16 protein-coding genes are annotated in these 15,969 nt (G+C 72.2%); 8 read left to right on the top strand and 8 right to left on the bottom strand.

What is annotated here, in order from left to right; translation table 11 throughout:
* Window positions 1-28: 28 nt before the first annotated feature.
* The 3 genes from AC0VX6_RS02085 to AC0VX6_RS02075 all read right to left on the bottom strand — a co-directional run bounded on the left by AC0VX6_RS02085 (window position 29) and on the right by AC0VX6_RS02075 (window position 3,015).
* Entirely contained in the window at window positions 29-1,336 is a 1,308-nt protein-coding gene (locus AC0VX6_RS02085; protein WP_475467282.1) for an RNA-guided endonuclease InsQ/TnpB family protein, read from the bottom strand.
* A gap of 78 nt (window positions 1,337-1,414) precedes the next feature.
* On the bottom strand, window positions 1,415-1,561 hold the full coding sequence (locus AC0VX6_RS02080) for a hypothetical protein (protein ID WP_274975973.1): 147 nt from the start codon (window positions 1,559-1,561) through the stop codon (window positions 1,415-1,417).
* Window positions 1,562-1,671: 110 nt separating this feature from the next.
* Window positions 1,672-3,015 carry an ABC transporter substrate-binding protein gene (locus AC0VX6_RS02075; RefSeq protein ID WP_475467281.1) on the bottom strand — a complete coding sequence of 448 codons (1,344 nt, stop codon included), beginning with the start codon at window positions 3,013-3,015 and terminating at the stop codon, window positions 1,672-1,674.
* A 210-nt stretch (window positions 3,016-3,225) separates the two neighbouring features.
* Between AC0VX6_RS02075 and AC0VX6_RS02070 the strand changes: the two genes are divergently transcribed.
* The 5 genes from AC0VX6_RS02070 to AC0VX6_RS02050 all read left to right on the top strand — a co-directional run bounded on the left by AC0VX6_RS02070 (window position 3,226) and on the right by AC0VX6_RS02050 (window position 8,250).
* Window positions 3,226-4,023, top strand: a complete 798-nt coding sequence (locus AC0VX6_RS02070) for a DeoR/GlpR family DNA-binding transcription regulator (protein WP_212641754.1) — start codon at window positions 3,226-3,228, stop codon at window positions 4,021-4,023.
* On the top strand, window positions 4,020-5,102 hold the full coding sequence (gene galT / locus AC0VX6_RS02065; RefSeq protein ID WP_475467280.1) for a galactose-1-phosphate uridylyltransferase: 1,083 nt from the start codon (window positions 4,020-4,022) through the stop codon (window positions 5,100-5,102). Before AC0VX6_RS02070 ends, galT begins: the two co-directional genes overlap by 4 nt.
* Window positions 5,099-6,061, top strand: coding sequence for a UDP-glucose 4-epimerase GalE (gene galE / locus AC0VX6_RS02060; protein WP_274975970.1), 963 nt, complete (start codon window positions 5,099-5,101; stop codon window positions 6,059-6,061). Before galT ends, galE begins: the two co-directional genes overlap by 4 nt.
* A gap of 31 nt (window positions 6,062-6,092) precedes the next feature.
* Window positions 6,093-7,232 (top strand): galactokinase, encoded by a 1,140-nt coding sequence (gene galK / locus AC0VX6_RS02055; protein ID WP_475467279.1) that lies wholly within the window; start codon window positions 6,093-6,095, stop codon window positions 7,230-7,232.
* Window positions 7,233-7,335: 103 nt separating this feature from the next.
* Entirely contained in the window at window positions 7,336-8,250 is a 915-nt protein-coding gene (locus tag AC0VX6_RS02050) for a Gfo/Idh/MocA family protein (protein ID WP_475467278.1), read from the top strand.
* Window positions 8,251-8,331: 81 nt separating this feature from the next.
* Here the strand turns inward: AC0VX6_RS02050 and AC0VX6_RS02045 are convergent, their stop codons facing one another.
* Window positions 8,332-8,601 carry a GlsB/YeaQ/YmgE family stress response membrane protein gene (locus AC0VX6_RS02045; protein WP_274975967.1) on the bottom strand — a complete coding sequence of 90 codons (270 nt, stop codon included), beginning with the start codon at window positions 8,599-8,601 and terminating at the stop codon, window positions 8,332-8,334.
* A 120-nt stretch (window positions 8,602-8,721) separates the two neighbouring features.
* On the bottom strand, window positions 8,722-8,967 hold the full coding sequence (locus AC0VX6_RS02040) for a hypothetical protein (protein ID WP_274975966.1): 246 nt from the start codon (window positions 8,965-8,967) through the stop codon (window positions 8,722-8,724).
* Window positions 8,968-9,296: 329 nt separating this feature from the next.
* Between AC0VX6_RS02040 and AC0VX6_RS02035 the strand changes: the two genes are divergently transcribed.
* Window positions 9,297-9,680, top strand: a complete 384-nt coding sequence (locus AC0VX6_RS02035) for a helix-turn-helix domain-containing protein (protein WP_274975965.1) — start codon at window positions 9,297-9,299, stop codon at window positions 9,678-9,680.
* Window positions 9,681-10,025: 345 nt separating this feature from the next.
* Here AC0VX6_RS02035 and AC0VX6_RS02030 read toward each other — a convergent pair whose 3' ends face one another.
* The 3 genes from AC0VX6_RS02030 to AC0VX6_RS02020 all read right to left on the bottom strand — a co-directional run bounded on the left by AC0VX6_RS02030 (window position 10,026) and on the right by AC0VX6_RS02020 (window position 11,944).
* Window positions 10,026-10,649, bottom strand: a complete 624-nt coding sequence (locus AC0VX6_RS02030; RefSeq protein ID WP_212641761.1) for an ATP-dependent Clp protease proteolytic subunit — start codon at window positions 10,647-10,649, stop codon at window positions 10,026-10,028.
* Window positions 10,646-11,305, bottom strand: a complete 660-nt coding sequence (locus tag AC0VX6_RS02025) for a ClpP family protease (protein ID WP_274975964.1) — start codon at window positions 11,303-11,305, stop codon at window positions 10,646-10,648. The genes AC0VX6_RS02030 and AC0VX6_RS02025 overlap by 4 nt, the downstream gene beginning before the upstream one ends.
* A 162-nt stretch (window positions 11,306-11,467) precedes the next feature.
* A complete protein-coding gene (locus AC0VX6_RS02020) occupies window positions 11,468-11,944 on the bottom strand; it encodes a MarR family winged helix-turn-helix transcriptional regulator (protein ID WP_274975963.1) in 477 nt (158 codons plus the stop codon).
* Between the two features lie 239 nt (window positions 11,945-12,183).
* Between AC0VX6_RS02020 and AC0VX6_RS02015 the strand changes: the two genes are divergently transcribed.
* Both AC0VX6_RS02015 and AC0VX6_RS02010 read left to right on the top strand, forming a co-directional pair.
* A complete protein-coding gene (locus tag AC0VX6_RS02015; protein WP_475469243.1) occupies window positions 12,184-15,141 on the top strand; it encodes a Na+/H+ antiporter subunit A in 2,958 nt (985 codons plus the stop codon).
* Complete coding sequence (locus tag AC0VX6_RS02010) at window positions 15,138-15,968, top strand: Na(+)/H(+) antiporter subunit C (protein ID WP_013155883.1); 831 nt, start codon at window positions 15,138-15,140, stop codon at window positions 15,966-15,968. The genes AC0VX6_RS02015 and AC0VX6_RS02010 overlap by 4 nt, the downstream gene beginning before the upstream one ends.
* The last annotated feature ends 1 nt before the right edge of the window (window position 15,969 follow it).

Here is a 15,969-nt window from a genome sequence, read left to right as displayed (position 1 = left end):
TTCGGCTCGGAGGCCAGAAGATTCCCGTCTACCTCGCGGTGGCGGGCTTGACGCGTCGGGCGCGTCTGTCGACTGCCCTCCCGGCAGCCGGGACAGGCGCAAGGCCCATCCGATGCAAATGCAAGACGTTGCGTGCGGCGTTGTGGTCGGCGTTGCCTTCCCACCCGCACATGGCGTTCTTGCACACGAACACCGCTTGGGACTCCCGGTTCCTCGGAGTCGTGACGCCGCACATCGAACAGCGCTGAGAGGTGTGGCGAGCGGGCACCTTGTACAGGGCACCGCCACGCTGGGCCAGCTTGTAGGTCAGCAGGGTCACAGTGCGGCCCCACGCCTCCTGGCTGATGGAGCGGTTCAGCCCGGTCTTGGCTCGCACGTTGTTCCCCGGCCGTTCGACGGTACCCCGGGCGGAGCGGGTCATGTTCGCGATGTTGAGGTCTTCCACCACCACGGTGCCGTAGAGGGTGGCGATGGCGATGGTGGTCTTGTGCTGCCAGTCCAGGTGCCTGCGCTTGGCTCTCGCACGAAGCGCCCGGATCCGGTCATAGGTCCCCGACAGCCGTCGGGAGGTCTTCTCCCCGCGTTTGCGGAGGCTTTTGCGGTGTGCCGCGCAGTGCTCAAGTCGGCGAAGTTCCGACTTCTCCTCGTTGGTCAGCCACTTGTCGCGGTCGGCTTCCCCGTCTTCGGTCCTGGGCGGACGACCGTGGTCATGGTGGTTACCATCAGACAGGGCAAGAGGCACGGTCACGCCCACGTCGATACCGACCTCACCGCCGGGGTGGGGCTGGGGGTCCTCCCCCAGAGCGCGGACACGGAAGGCGATATGCCAGCCCAGGGCGTCTTTGACCAGCCGTGCTCCGGTGATGCGGTTGTCGGCATCGGCGTGCTTGCCCACGGGCAGGCCCTTGGTCCAACGGAACCGGATCCGGCCGACCTTGGGAACGTTGACCATGCCCCAGCGGCGGTGCACGCGGACGGTGTTCAGATGTTGGCCCTGGGGAATGTCCACTGTCATCGGCGACCGGAGACGTGCTTTGAAGATCGGCGCGTCGGCTCGACCCTCCCAGCAGTTCCTCCACGCCTGAACGTAGGTCTTCAGTACTGCCTGTGCGGCCTGAGCGGGCAGCAGCGCCAGCCAATCGAGGTCCTTGCGAGCCTGTCGAATGACCGCGTCGGCGTCCTTGGGGAACACATACCGATTCTCACCCACCATGGTCCACCAGTCGTGCAATAAGTTCCACAGAGCACGGGCGGCATGGGCCTGAGCATCGAGCTTCCACGCCTGCTCGGGTGACAGGGCGAGGCGGGCTGTGTGGCCACGGTGGACCTCGACCACGCCTTCACCCCCTTGCCATGGCTTGGATCGAACATCCATACGAGCGCGGTGTCGATGTGAACGTAGCACCACACAACGTCACCACGTGGCCGAATGAGAAAAGAAGAGGGTGAAGGACAGGATGACCGTGGCCATCGCGGGCAGCCAGACCAGGCCCACCACGAGCAGGGCGGGCACACCCAGCATCAGGCCGAGGGCGATCCGGTCCCCTTGGCTGTGGCGCATGCTCCCGCGTGCGCGCGGGGACCGGCCGGGCGAGGCCTGTGCGGACCCCGGGGTCGGGTTTCGAGGCGGTGAGGGGGCGTTCGACACCACACCTGCTCTCCCTTCTGGGTTCAGCCACCGAAGATGGAGACCTTCTGGCGCTGGATGCTGGCGGTCAGGTCGGCGATGTCGTCCGGCTGTTCGAGGAAGCGCTGGAGCGCGGGGATCATGACGACGGACGCGAAGTCGGGGCGGGTGTCCCGGTCCATGTACTGGGTGAGCGCTCCCGCGTTGGCGACCATGTCGTTGACCTTGGCGTCGAGGGCGCTGAACCCGCTGGTGTCGGCGTCCAGGTGGGTGGGGAGCGCCTGCGGGTCGATGGCGGTGTAGATCTCCTGGGCCCGGAGGGTGCCCAGGTGCCCCACGAGTTCGCGGGCCCCGTCGGGGTCGCGCGGGTCGCCGGAGAGCATGAACCCGTCGATGGGCGCCTCCACGGCGTCGGCGCCGATCGCGGGGTCGAACTCGGGGAAGGCGAAGCAGTCCAGGTCGTCCAGGTCCTCCCCCTCGGGGAAGACGTGGGTGATGAACATGCCGCAGAGCATCATCCCGGCCTCGCGCCGGACCAGGGCGGTCTGCGCCTCGTTGATCCCCCGGCCCAGGGGGTCGGGCTGGTGGTGGGGCAGCAGCTCGGCCCAGGTGCCGAAGACGCTCCTGACCTCGGCGGAGTCCCAGGAGTGGTCGCCGTTGAGCAGCTCCAGGTGGAACTCGGGGCCGTTCAGCCGCAGGTTGAGGTGGTCGAACATGCCCATCGCGGGCCAGCCCTCGCGGATGCCCGAGGCGAGTGGTTCGAGCCCGTCCGCGCGCATGCGCGCGCATAGCTCCTCGAACTCCGCGCGGTTGGCGGGGACCTCGTAGCCGTGCTCCTCGAACACGCTCCTGCGGTGGAAGACCGCCCAGGGCGCGGTGGAGTCGGGGACGATGTACTGCCTGCCGTCGTCGGCCGTGCACAGCCTGCGCACCTGGTCGGTGAAGACGTCCCCGAAGTGGCGGTCCCAGACCTCGGAGACGTCGCTGATGAGGCCGCGTTCGGCGAAGAAGCGCGTCCGGTAGCCCGCGAACCAGCCGATGACGTCGTCCGGGGTGCCCTGGAGGTAGTTGTTGATGCTCTCCTGGAAGGCGGTGGACTGGAAGGTGTTGACCTCCACGGTCAGCCCGGAGTCCGCCTCGAAGAGCCCGACGCTCTCCGCGACGGCCTCGCGCTGGGCGGGGTTGGCGCGGTTGGAGGCGAGGGTGACCAGGTTCGGGTCGCCGCGCCGGCCCGCGCCGCAGCCGGCCAGGGCGGGCAGGGCCAGCAGCGTTCCGGCTCCGGCCAGGCCGCGCAGCAGGGTGCGGCGCCTCGGGCCCGGCGGGTCCGGTGTTCCCGGCGGCGCCTGCGGCCCTGGCGGGCCGGGCGTTCCCGGTGGTCCGTGGTGCATGGGGGCCTCCTTCGAACGGGGGGTGAAATGATGTGAAGGCGGTCACACGAACGTTTTAATATGTTCGACACGCACCCCCTGCCCTGTCAACAGGTCCCAACGTTTTCCAACAGTTTTCCGGCGGCAGGACGGGTACCATTGACACCGGAGGGGAACCTGGAACACTGGATCCAACAGATTCCTACATTTTCGATCATCCCTGGGGGGCGGATGCTGGCCGCGCAACGGCAGGAGCTGATCCTCGAACAGGTGCGGCGCAGCGGGGCGGTGCGGGTGGCCGACCTGGTCGAGAGCCTCTCCGTGTCGGACATGACCGTGCGCCGCGACCTCGACGCCCTGGAGAGCCGGGGCGAGGTGCGCAAGGTGCACGGCGGTGCCGTCGCGCCCGAGGGCGCGCGCACCGAGGAGCCCGGCTTCGAGGCCAAGTCCACCCGCCAGGAGGACGAGAAGCACGCCATCGCGCGGGCCGTGGCCGAGCTGGTCGAGCCGCACAGCGCCGTGGGCCTGTCCGCGGGCACCACGACCGCCACCGTCGCCGAGTACCTCGCCGACACGCCGGGGCTGACGGTCGTCACCAACTCGCTGCGGGTGGCCGAGGTGTTCCACCGGGCCGCGCGGCCCGACCAGACAGTGGCGCTCACCGGCGGCTTCCGCACGCCCTCCGACGCGCTCGTGGGCCCGCTCGCACTCGCCTCCGTGCGCGGCCTCAACCTGGACGTCCTCGTCCTGGGCGTGCACGGCATGCAGGAGCGCGCCGGGTTCACCACGCCCAACCTCATGGAGTCCGAGACCAACCGCGCCCTGGTGGAGGCCGCCGCCTCCCTCGTGGTCGCCGCCGACCACAGCAAGTGGGGCACGGTCGGGATCAGCACCATCGCGCCGCTGGACCGCTGCGACGTGCTGGTCACCGACTCCGGAACCGACCCGGCCGTCCGGGCCGCGCTGACCGAGCACGTGGGCCGCCTGGTGGTCGCCGACGTGCGACCGAGGAAGAGGGAGGACGGATGAGGAGGACCTCGGCCAGGCTGGCCGACGGCCGCGAGATCGTCTACTTCGACGAGGGCGACACCGCCCGTGAACCCGCGCCCGACCTGCGCGAGCTGCCCCCGTCCGCGACGGGCGCGGAGATGCGCTTCGATCCGCTGCTGCGCGAGTGGGTGGTGGTGGCCTCCCACCGGCAGGGCCGCACCCACCTGCCGTCCAGCCGCGACTGCCCGCTGTGCCCCTCGGCGGAGGGGCGCCTGACCGAGGTCCCGGCCGCCTCCTACGACGTGGTCGCCTTCGAGAACCGCTTCCCCTCGCTGGTGCGCGACGACGGCCGCGTCCTGGAGGGGGTCGGGGAGCTGGAGCCGTCCCGGCGCGTGGCCGCGGGCCGCTGCGAGGTCCTCGTCTTCGGCTCCGACCACGACGCGTCCTTCGCCGACCTGGGCCCTGAGCGGGCCCGCACGGTCATGGCCGCCTGGATCGACCGGACCGAGGCGCTGTCGGCGCTGCCGGGCGTGGAGCAGGTGTACTGCTTCGAGAACCGGGGGCCCGAGATCGGGGTGACACTGCACCACCCGCACGGGCAGATCTACGCGTTCCCCTTCGTCACCCCGCGCACCCGGCGGATGCTCGACTCCGCCGAGGAGTACCGCGGGCGCACCGGCGGTTCGCTGTTCGCCGACGTGCTGCGCGCCGAGCAGGAGGCCGGTGTCCGGGTGGTGGCCAGGACCGAGCACTGGACGGCCTTCGTCCCGGCCGCGGCCCGCTGGCCCGTGGAGGTGCACCTGTACCCGCACCGGCAGGTGCCCGACCTGCCCGCGCTGTCGGAGGAGGAGCGCGAGGACTTCGGCCTCCTCTACCTGGACGTTCTGCGCCGCTTCGACGCGCTCTACGACGCGCCCCTGCCCTACATCTCCGCCTGGCACCAGGCGCCCGTGCGCGACCGGCGCGACCTGGCCCACCTGCACCTGGAGCTGTTCTCGGTGCGGCGCGCGCCGGGCAAGCTCAAGTACCTGGCCGGAACCGAGTCCGGCATGGGCGCGTTCATCAGCGACGTCGCGCCCGAGACCGTCGCCGAGCGGCTGCGGGAGGTCGCGCCGTGAAACTGCTCGTCACCGGGGGCGCCGGGTACGTCGGAAGCGTGGTGACCGCCCTGCTGCTGCGGGCGGGTCACGCGGTGACCGTCCTGGACGACCTGTCCACCGGGCACGCGGACGCCGTACCCGAGGGGGCCCGGCTGGTGGTGGCCGACGTGCGCGAGGCCGCCGACGTGCTGGACCCGTCCGTGGACGCCGTACTGCACTTCGCCGCCAAGTCCCTGGTGGGCGAGTCGGTGGCGGACCCGGGCAAGTACTGGCACACCAACGTGTCGGGAACGCTGGCGCTGCTGGAGGCCGTGCGGCGCCACGGCGCGGGGCGCGTGGTCTTCTCCTCCAGCGCCGCCGTCTACGGCGACCCCGCGGGCGACGCGCCGATCCGCGAGACCGACCCGGCGGCGCCCACCAGCCCCTACGGCGCGAGCAAGCTCGCCGTCGACCACATGCTGGAGTCGTGGGCCGCGGCGCACGGTGTCGGCGCGGTGAGCCTGCGCTACTTCAACGTGGCCGGGGCGCACCTGGGCTTCGGGGAGCGGCACGAGACCGAGACGCACCTGGTGCCGAACCTGCTGCGGGTGGCCGCCGAGGGGGACGGGCACGCCAGCGTGTTCGGCACCGACTACCCGACCCGGGACGGGACGGCGGTGCGCGACTACCTCCACGTCGCCGACCTGGCCGACGCGCACCTGCGCGCCCTGGAGAGCGTGCGCCCGGGCGTCTTCCGCGTGCACAACCTGGGCACCGGCGGCGGGCACAGCGTGCGCGAGGTGATCGAGGCGGTCCGGCGGGTGACCGGCCGCCCGGTGCCCGTGGTGGACGGCCCGCGCCGGGCGGGCGACCCGGCCGTCCTGGTCGCGGCCAACGACCGGGCCCGCCGGGAGCTGGGCTGGACGCCGGGGCGCACGCTGGACGAGACCGTCGCCGACGCCTGGGAGTTCGTCCTGGCGCGGCGCGGCACGGCCTGACCCCCATCGCACAGCAGGAAGGCAGGACCTCGTGGACGACGTGACGACCGCGTTCCATTCGGCGTTCGGGTACGGGCCCGAGGGTGTGTGGACCGCGCCGGGGCGGATCAACCTCATCGGCGAGCACACCGACTACAACGACGGGTTCGTGCTGCCCTTCGCCCTGCCCCACGCGCTGACGGCCTCGGCCGCGCGGCGGACGGACGGGCGGGTGCGGCTGGTCTCCCGGCAGTCGCCGCAGGAGTACGCGGCCCCGGTGGAGGACCTGGTCCCCGGCGCGGTGGAGGGGTGGGCCGCCTACCCCGCCGGTGCGCTGTGGGTCCTGCGGGACGAGGGCCGCGCGGTGGGCGGGCTGGACCTGCTGGTGGACAGCACGGTCCCGAGCGGGGCGGGCCTGTCCTCGTCGGCCGCGCTGTCGTGCGCGGCCGTCATGGCCGCGGCCTCCCTGTACGGGGCCGACCTCGCGCCGGGCGAGGTGGCCCGGCTGGCCCAGCGGGTGGAGAACGACTTCGTGGGCATGCCCTGCGGCATCCTGGACCAGTCCGCGTCCATGCTCTCCACCGAGGGGCACGCCCTGTTCATGGACACGCGCACCCTGGAGACCGAGCAGGTGCCCTTCGACCCCTCCGCGGACGGGCTGACCGTGCTGGTGGTGGACACCCGCGCCCCGCACCGGCACGTGGACGGCGCCTACGCCGAGCGCCGCCGCTCGTGCGAGGAGGCCGCGCGCGTCCTGGGGGTGGCGGCCCTGCGCGACGTCACCGACCTGTCGGGCGCCCTGGCCGCGCTGCCCGACGACGTGTCCCGCCGCCGGGTGCGCCACGTGGTGACCGAGAACGAGCGGGTGCTGCGGGCAGTGGACCTGCTCCGGTCCGGTCGCGTCCGGGAGGTGGGGCCTCTGCTCACCGCCTCCCACGCCTCGCTGCGCGACGACTACGAGGTGAGCGTGCCCGAGGTGGACACCGCGGTGGACGCGCTGCTGGCCGCGGGCGCGCTGGGTGCCAGGATCACCGGCGGCGGCTTCGGCGGGTGTGTGGTCGCCCTGGTGGAGACCGAGCGCGTGGAGGCCTGCGGGAAGGCGGTGCTGGAGGCCTACCGGGAACGGGGCTTCGAGGAGCCGAGCGCGTTCGGTGCCCTGCCGTCCGCGGGGGCGCGCCGCCTGCACCCCTGAGGCGCCGGTCGGGGAGCCGCGGACGGTCGGCCCCGCCCGGGATTGTGGGAGCGCTTCCATGGACAATGGTGAGACGGTGGACACAAGGGACGAGGGAGCACGCATGGGACTCAGGTTCGGTCTGCTGGGCACCGGCTACTGGGCCGCGGAGACGCACGCCGCGGCGCTGGACGCCCACCCCGGCGCCACCCTGGCTGGGGTGTGGGGGCGCGACGCGGCCAAGGCGGCGGCCCTCGCCGAGCGCTACGGGACCCGGGCGTACGAGGACTTCGAGGCGCTGCTGGACGACGTGGACGCCGTGGCGATCGCGCTGCCGCCCCACATCCAGGGCGACCTGGCCCTGCGGGCCGCCCGGGCGGGGAAGCACCTGCTGCTGGACAAGCCGCTGGCGCTGTCGAGCCTGGCGGCGGACGCGGTGGTCGCCGAGGCCGAGGCGCGCGGGCTGGCGTCCGTGGTCTTCTTCACCAGCCGCTTCTCGGACAACGTGGTGGAGTTCGTGGAGTCGGCCGCGGCGGAGGGCGGCTGGCACGGCGTGCGGGCGACGCTGTTCGCCTCGATCTTCGAGCCCGGCAACCCCTACGGCGGCTCGCGCTGGCGTCGCCGGAAGGGCGGCCTGTGGGACGTGGGCCCGCACGTGCTGTCGCTGGTGCTGCCCGTGCTCGGCCCGGTCACGCAGGTGATGGCGATGGCCGGTCCGCGCGACACCGTGCACATGCTCACGCGGCACGAGAACGGCGCGGTCGGCTCGTTCGCGGTGACCGTGGACGCCGCGCCCGAGGCCAAGGCCTTCGAGGTCGTGCTGCACGGCGAGCGGGGCTGGGTGCCGGTGCCCGGCGGCGACCGGAGCCCGGTGCAGGCCTTCGGCACGGCGGTCGACCGGCTGCTGGCGCAGGTCGAGGGGGAGGTCGGCGACCCCTGCGACGTGCGCTTCGGCCGGGAGGTGGTGGCCGTGCTGGAGGCCGCCGAGGCCTCCGTGCGCCTGGGCCGGGCCGTGGGCGTGGACGAGGCCCTCGGTTAGCGGCACGGGACGGCGCCGCCCGGAGGCGGACCCCACGGGTCGGCCTCCGGTGCGGCGGCGGTGCCGTCTACGTCTTCACTGTCAGGCGGTGCGGCCCCTGGCTCCCCTGGAGTAGAAGCCGTCGGCGAGGTAGACGATCGCCGCGGCCACCAGCACCTGGATGATCAGCGTGATGATCCATCCGGCGCCGAAGAGCCCCGCGGCGATCCAACCGCCGATGAAGGCGGCCACGATGCCCAGGACCAGGGTCAGCCAGATCGGCAGGTGCTGTTTGCCGGGGACGATGAGGCGTCCCAGTGCGCCGACGATCAGGCCGACGATGATCGCACTGATGATTCCGGTGATCTCCATCTGTTCCTCCCGGATGTTGACGCCCTCACCCCCTGCCCGCTCGATGACGGTGAGGAAACGCCGGACACACCCCCGGGACCAAGGTTTTGCGCGTTCCGTGCCCGGCCATGGCCTGGTCGGCTACCAGGTCGTGACCGCCTGGAGGGCCAGGGCTAGGAGGCCGCGCGTGATGGACTCGGGCATCGGCCGGTCCACGCGCAGGGCGGCGTAGAGGACGGTCATCGGCAGAGCCGGCAGGGCGGCGAGGGACAGGAGCGCCACGCCCTCGGCCAGCGGCGCGACGAGGTCCCCCGCGGCGATCACGCCGAGCGCGGGGTCGGCCGTGAGCGCGGTCAGGGCGGTGATCCCGAGGGCCGGGGACGCCACGACCAGCGCCGTCGTCCAGAGCGCCCGGTGGCCGCCGAGTCGGCGGGTCAGCGCGCGGCCGAGAACCCCTCCCGGGACGGGCTCCCTGTTCCGGCTGTCCTGGCGGTCGCGTCCACAACCCCGGCCTCTCTCCTCGGGGGCACCGGCTCTCCTCGGCCGCGGCTCCGGCCCCGCGGCGCGGGGGCGGGGGTGCCCGACAGCGGATGCGACGCGCGCGGCCCGGACGGTTCTGCCCTTCGCAGAACGCCCGCGGACGCACTCCCCCGCGGGACCGCCGCGGCGTAGGCTCGTCGGGTGAGACCGTCGCGCACGACAACCGTGGAGGCCCGATGACCGACGTCCTGAGTTCCCTGGACGAGGCCCGTGCGGGCAGGCGCGCCGAGGAGCCGCCGGAACCCCTCATGCGCGACCTCATCGGCGACCTGCTGCGGCGCGTCCGGACCGAACAGGGCCGCACGCTGCGCGATGTGGCCGAGGACGCCCAGGTCTCGCTGCCCTACCTGTCCGAGATCGAGCGCGGGCGCAAGGAGGCCTCCTCCGAGGTGCTCGCCGCCGTCTACCGCTCCCTGGGGCTGAGCCTGTCCGACGTGCTGGGCGAGCTGTACGAGCGCACCGTGCCAGCCCGGCTGACCCGGACCGGCACCGGTCTGGGCGACTACCGGCCCGCCGCCGCGCCCGCCCAACAGGCCCGGGTCCTGTCGCTGGCCGCCTGAGGGCGGCAAGGCGGAGCGTAGGAAGCACAGGCCCAAGAAGGTACCGTTCGGGCGCCCGCGGGGTTCTGGAGGTACCGGACGTGCGATCGCGAGGAACGAGCCATCGCACGAGAGGTACCGAAGGTTCCCGCTCTTCGGGCGCCCGAACACGGGCCGAAGCGAAGCGGAGGCCCAAAGGGGTACCGTTCGGGCGCCCGCGGGGTTCTGGAGGTGGCGGAGGCGGGTTGGCGAGGAACGAGCCAACCCGCCGAAGACACCGAAGGTTCCCGCGCTTCGGGCGCCCGAACACGGGACGAAGCGAAGCGGAGGCCCGAGGAGGTACCACCCCCGACTCCGGACGGTTCCCTAGGCGGCGGCCCTCCCCGCCGCCGGGTGCGCCTGGCGGGTGGTGATGATCCCGTCCACCAGGCCGTACTCCTTCGCCTGCTGCGCGGTGAAGATCTTGTCCCGGTCGGTGTCGGCGCGCAGCCGCTCCTGCGTCTGCCCGGTGTGCCGGGCCAGGATCTCCTCCACCTGCGAGCGGACCCGCAGGATCTCCTCGGCCTGGATCTCCAGGTCGGCGGCCACGCCCTGGCCCTCCCCGGAGGGCTGGTGCAGCAGCACCCGCGCGTGTTCCAGGGCCGTGCGCTTGCCCGCCGTGCCCGCCGCCAGCAGCACCGCCGCGGCGGAGGCCGCCTGGCCCATGCACACCGTGGCCACGTCCGCGCGCACGAACCGCATGGTGTCGTAGATGGCGGTCAGCGCGGTGTTCGAGCCGCCCGGCGAGTTGATGTAGAGCTGGATGTCGGTCTCGCTCGACTCGTAGTCGAGGTGGAGCATCTGCGCCATCACCACGTTGGCGACGTCGTCGTCGATCGGCGTGCCCAGGAAGACGATCCGCTCCGACAGCAGTCGGCTGAACACGTCGAAGGACCTCTCGCCGTGGGGCGTGCGCTCCACCACCATCGGCACCGTGTAACGACCGCTCACCGGTCCTCCCCCTTCGCGTACGTGGCGAACCCGGGCGCCCCGGCGCCCAGCCGGAGACCGCCGCCGTCCATCTCCGCGACCGACGCGACCACGTGGTCGACGAACCCGTACTCCCTGGCCTCCTGGGCGGTGAACCAGGCGTCGCGGTGCTGGTCCCGGGAGATGGTCTCCTCGGTCTGGCCGGTGTGCTCGGCGATGAGCCGCACCATGGTCTGCTTGGTGTGCGCGAGGTTCTCGGCCTGGATGGCGATGTCGGCGGCCGTCCCGCCCAGGCCCCCGGAGGGCTGGTGCATCATGATCCGCGCGTGCGGCAGGCTGTAGCGCTTGCCCGGCGTGCCGACGCAGGCCAGGAACTGGCCCATGCTGGCCGCGAACCCCATGACCAGGGTGGACACGTCGTTGGGCACGAAGTTCATCACGTCGTAGATGGCCAGCCCGGCGGACACCGAGCCCCCGGGGCTGTTGACGGCCAGCGTGATGTCCCTGCGGGGGTCCTCGTCGGCGAGCAGCAGGATCTGCGCGCACACGCGGTTGGCGCTGGCCTCGTCCACCTGCGTGCCCAGCAGCACGACGCGGCTGTGCAGCAGGCGCGCGGCCAGCTGGTCGTCGAAGGCACCGCCGGAGGTCTCGACCGAGACGGCGGTATGGGTCGGCATGGCACTCTCCCTTCCCCGGCCCCCGTGGGCCGGTGATCCCAGCCTGCGGCGGCGGGGAGGGAGACTTCCACCGTTTCGGCCCGGGGCAGATCTGCCGACGGCAGACGCCCCGCGGACAGGGGCTCCGGACCCGTACCGGGGGCCCCGCGGGCCCCGGGCGCCTCAGGTCTCGTCGAGGGTCTCGCGCAGGTCGCGCAGCAGGGTGAGCACCATCGGGCGCAGCGACGGCCTTATGGCGTCGAACACCTGGCGCTGCTTGCGCTCCATGTCCCTGCGGCGGATCGCGAGCACCCGCTCGCCCTCCTCGGTGAGGGTCACCACGGTGCTGCGCTCGTCGCGCTCGGAGCGGCGGCGCGCCATCATGCCCTTGCGCTCCAGCTGTTGGATCATGCGGGTGGCGGAGGGGGACGAGACACCGACGATGTGCGCGACGGCGCCGACGCTGGGGGTGTCCATGCCGCGCACCGCCTCCATCAGGAGCGCCTGCGTCAGAGTGAGATCTTCGGCACCCCGGTGGCCGTGGCCGCTGCGCGAGCGGGCGTGGAGCGCCGCGTTGATGAGTTCGGTCCAGGCGCGCTGGAACTCCTCAAGCTCGGAACCGTGCTGCTCGGCACGGGGTTCGTGGGTCTCGTCGGGCACGAAACGGTCCTCGCATGCTGGGCGGGCACCGCGGGTCCACAATCCGCGCGGTGGTTTGACGTTTGTGTAGTCTAGCTATTAAATAGCTAAAGCACGCAAGTTCACATACATCCATGCCCCCACAAACCGTAGCGACACCTCTCGTCCACTGACCGGTTGTGGACACGGTGCGGGGCAGTGGACGTCCGTCCGACACCAGGGCGGGCCCGGACAGGTCCGGGAGGGGCGCATTGACAACAGTGCTGATCGCGCATTTCATCGCAGCTGCGATCGCGCCGTTACTGGTGCGCCAGTGGGGCCGTAACGCCTTCCTCGCGCTCGCCGTCGTCCCGGGTGTGTCCACCCTCTGGGCCCTCTTCCAGATCCCCGCGATCATGCGGGGCGAGACCCTCGCCGTCTCCGTCCCCTGGGCGCCGGAGTTCTCCCTCCGGCTCGGCCTGTACATGGACGCCCTGGGCCTGGTCATGACGCTCATCGCCGCTGGCGTGGGCGCGCTGATCCTGGTCTACTGCGCCCGCTACTTCGACGACTCCGAGCCCGGTCTGGCGCGCTTCGCCGGGGTGTTCGTCGCCTTCGCCGGGGCCATGCTGGGCCTGGTGCTGGCCGACGACCTCATCCAGCTCTTCGTCTACTGGGAGCTGACCACGGTCTTCTCCTACCTGCTCATCGGGCACAGCACGGAGCTGAAGGAGAGCCGCCGGGCGGCGATGACGGCCCTGACCGTCACCACCTTCGGCGGGCTGGCGATGCTCGTGGGCATGATCATGCTCGGTGAGATCGCCGGGACCTACGTGATCTCCGAGATCGTCGCCTCGCCGCCGGGCGGCGCCCTGGTCAACGTCGCGCTCGTGCTCATCATGGTCGGCGCGATGTCCAAGTCGGCCCTGCTGCCGTTCAGCCTGTGGCTGCCCGCAGCCATGCGCGCCCCCACGCCGGTCTCCGGCTACCTGCACGCCGCGGCGATGGTCAAGGCGGGCGTCTACCTGGTGGCCCGCCTCACCCCCGCCTTCCACGACGTCGCCGTGTGGAAGTACACGGCCCTGTTCTTCGGCACGCTCACCATGGTCCTCGCGGGCTGGAAGGCGCTGCGCCAGTACGACCTCAAGCTCGTCCTGGCCTACGGCACCATCAGCCAGCTGGGCTTCCTCATCACCCTGCTGGGCGCCGGAACGCAGGCCGGCGCCCTGGCCGGGATCTCGATGCTCATCGCGCACTCGCTGTTCAAGGCGCCGCTGTTCCTGGTGGTCGGCGTCATCGACCACAGCACCGGCACCCGCGACCTGCGCGAGCTGTCCGGCCTGCGCTCCTCCATGCCCGTGACCTTCTGGACCTCGGTCGTGGCGCTGGCCTCCATGGCGGGCCTGCCGCCCACCCTCGGGTTCGCCGCCAAGGAACTGGCCTTCGGCGCCTTCGAGCACGGCGGAGCCGCCGACATCGCCGTCCTGGCGGGCATCGTGATCGGCTCCACCTTCACCGTCGCCTACAGCCTGCGCTTCCTGTGGGGCGCCTTCTGGGACAAGGAGAACGTCCCGCCCACGCCGCTCCACGCCCCCGGCCCGCTCCTCCAGGCGCCCGCCGCGGTCCTGGCCGGGCTCAGCCTGCTCGGCGGCCTGCTCTCCACCCTCGTGGACCCCTTCCTGGCCGTGTACGCCGACACCGTCCCCGTCGCCGAGGGCGACTACGTCAAGCACCTGGCCCTGTGGCACGGCCTGGGACTGCCCCTGCTGCTGTCGGCGGTGTGCGTCGCGGGCGGCCTGGCGCTGTTCCGGTTCCGCCACGAGATCGTGTGGGCGGGAACGCGGACCGCGCTGCCCGACGCCGACCGGGTCTACCGCCGGATGCTGGCCGCGCTGGAGAACCTGGCCCTCCAGGTCACCGGCGGCACCCAGCGCGGTTCGCTGCCGGTCTACCTCGGCACGATCCTGGTCGCCCTGGTCATCGCCGCCGGATGGTGGATGGTCAGCGGCCGGATCTGGGAGGGCGACTACCCCGCGGTGCGCCTGTGGGACAATCCGGTCCAGATCATCCCGGTCGTGATCATCGGCGCGTCCGCCCTGCTGACGCTGTTCGTGCGCCGCCGCCTGTTCGCGGTGATCCTCGTGGGCACCGGCGGCTACGGCGTCGCCGCCCTGTTCTACCTGATGGGCGCCCCCGACATCGCGCTCACCCAGTTCCTCGTGGAGACCGTCAGCCTGGTGGTCTTCGTACTGGTGCTGCGCCGCTTCCCGGCCCGCTTCTCGGCGCCCGCGCTGCGCGGGCGCAGGGTGTGGAACCTGGCCCTGGGCGCCGCCACCGGAGTCCTGGTGGCCGCGATGACCTGGTTCGCCCTCGCGGGCCGCCAGGAGCCCTCCATCTCGGCGGGCTACCCGGCCGCGGCCGAGGAGGCCGGCGGCTACAACATCATCTCGGTCCTGCTGGTCGACGTCCGCGCCTGGGACACCATGGGCGAGATCTCGGTGCTCGCCGCCGCGGCCGCCGGTGTGGCCAGCCTGATGTTCGTGCGCCGCCGCGCCCAGCCGCGCAAGACGCCGGGCGGGGTGATGGCCCTGTCGGTCACCGAACCGCCGCCGCCCGCGGACGGCCAGCGCGGCCTCGACCTCGGCGGCCTGCGGTTCGCCCCGCGCAGGATGCACATCGAGCCCCGGTGGGCGCGCACCTGGCTGCCGGGCGCCGACGCCCTGCCCACCGAGCGCCGGTCGGTCATCTTCGAGGTGGTCTCGCGGTTCCTGTTCCCCGTGATCATGGTGATCTCGGTGTACCTGCTGCTCACCGGCCACACCGCCATCGGCGGCGGCTTCGCGGGCGGCATCGTCGCGGGCCTGGCGTTCATCGTCCGCTACCTGGCCGGAGGCCGCTTCGAGCTGTACGCCACCGCGTGGGTGCAGCCGGGCGCGCTGATCGGCGCGGGCCTGGCCGTGGCCACCGGCACCGCGCTGGGTGGTGCCATCTTCGGCACCGACGTCCTGGCGGGGGGCGACGCCTACATCGACTTCTGGATCCTGGGCGAGGCCCACGTCACGGTGTCCATGCTCTTCGACATCGGCGTGTACCTGCTGGTGATCGGGCTCATCCTGGACATCCTGCGCAGCCTCGGCGCCCGCATCGACGAGCAGATCGAGCGGGACGCCGCGCACTCGGGGACCGAGACCGGGACCGGGACCGGGGGCACCGAACGCCCAGAGGAGGTCATCTCGTGAACGAGTCCCCCAGCCTGCTCCTGGTCGTCATCGTCGGCGTCCTCGTCGCGGTGGGCGTCGTGCTCCTGCTGGAGCGCAGCCTCACCCGCGTGCTGCTCGGCTTCATCGTCATGAGCAACGGGGTCAACCTGATGATCCTGTCCATGGCGGGCGAGCCCGGCGGGCCGCCGGTCCTGTGGTTCACCGAACCGGAGGAGATGACCGACCCGCTGCCGCAGGCGATGATCCTGACGGCGATCGTCATCACCCTCGGCATCACCGCGTTCCTGCTGGCCATGGCCTACCGGAACTGGCAGTTGGAGGGCAACGACGAGGTCCAGGACGACGCGGAGGACCTGCGCATCGTCCAGGGCGAGGGCCGCCGCGCGGTGCGCCAGCGCTTCCTCAAGGAGCGCCGCAGGCTCCAGGCCGACATCCGCCGCCAGCGGGCCGAACTCCAGGCGACCATCGCCACCGCCGACGCCCGGGAGCTGGCCGAACAGGCCCGCATCAAGGCCGAGATCGCGCGGGCGCAGGCCGAACTGGCCCGCTACGAGCTGGAGGCGGAGGAGAACGATCCGGACGAGCAGTCCCGCGAGACCATGCGCCGCCTGAGCGACCGCGCGGAGTCGATGACCGCGCAGGTCCAGGAGCTGCGCGGGCGCATCCGCCAGGGGCGCAGGCGCCTGCGCGAGCACAGGCGGGCCGACCGCGCCGCCGAGCGCGAGCTGTGGCGCGAGCTGCGCCGCCGCATCCGCTCGCAGCGCAGGCAGGCGCGCCAGACCATGCGGGCCGAACGCGAGCGCCTGGCCCGCGCCGAGGACAGCGACCTGCAAGGGAGCGAGTGAC

This window comes from Nocardiopsis sp. iso_25 (genome assembly GCF_056173305.1).
Note: the sequence above shows the minus strand (reverse complement) of the source record. Positions and strands in the feature narration are given on the sequence as shown.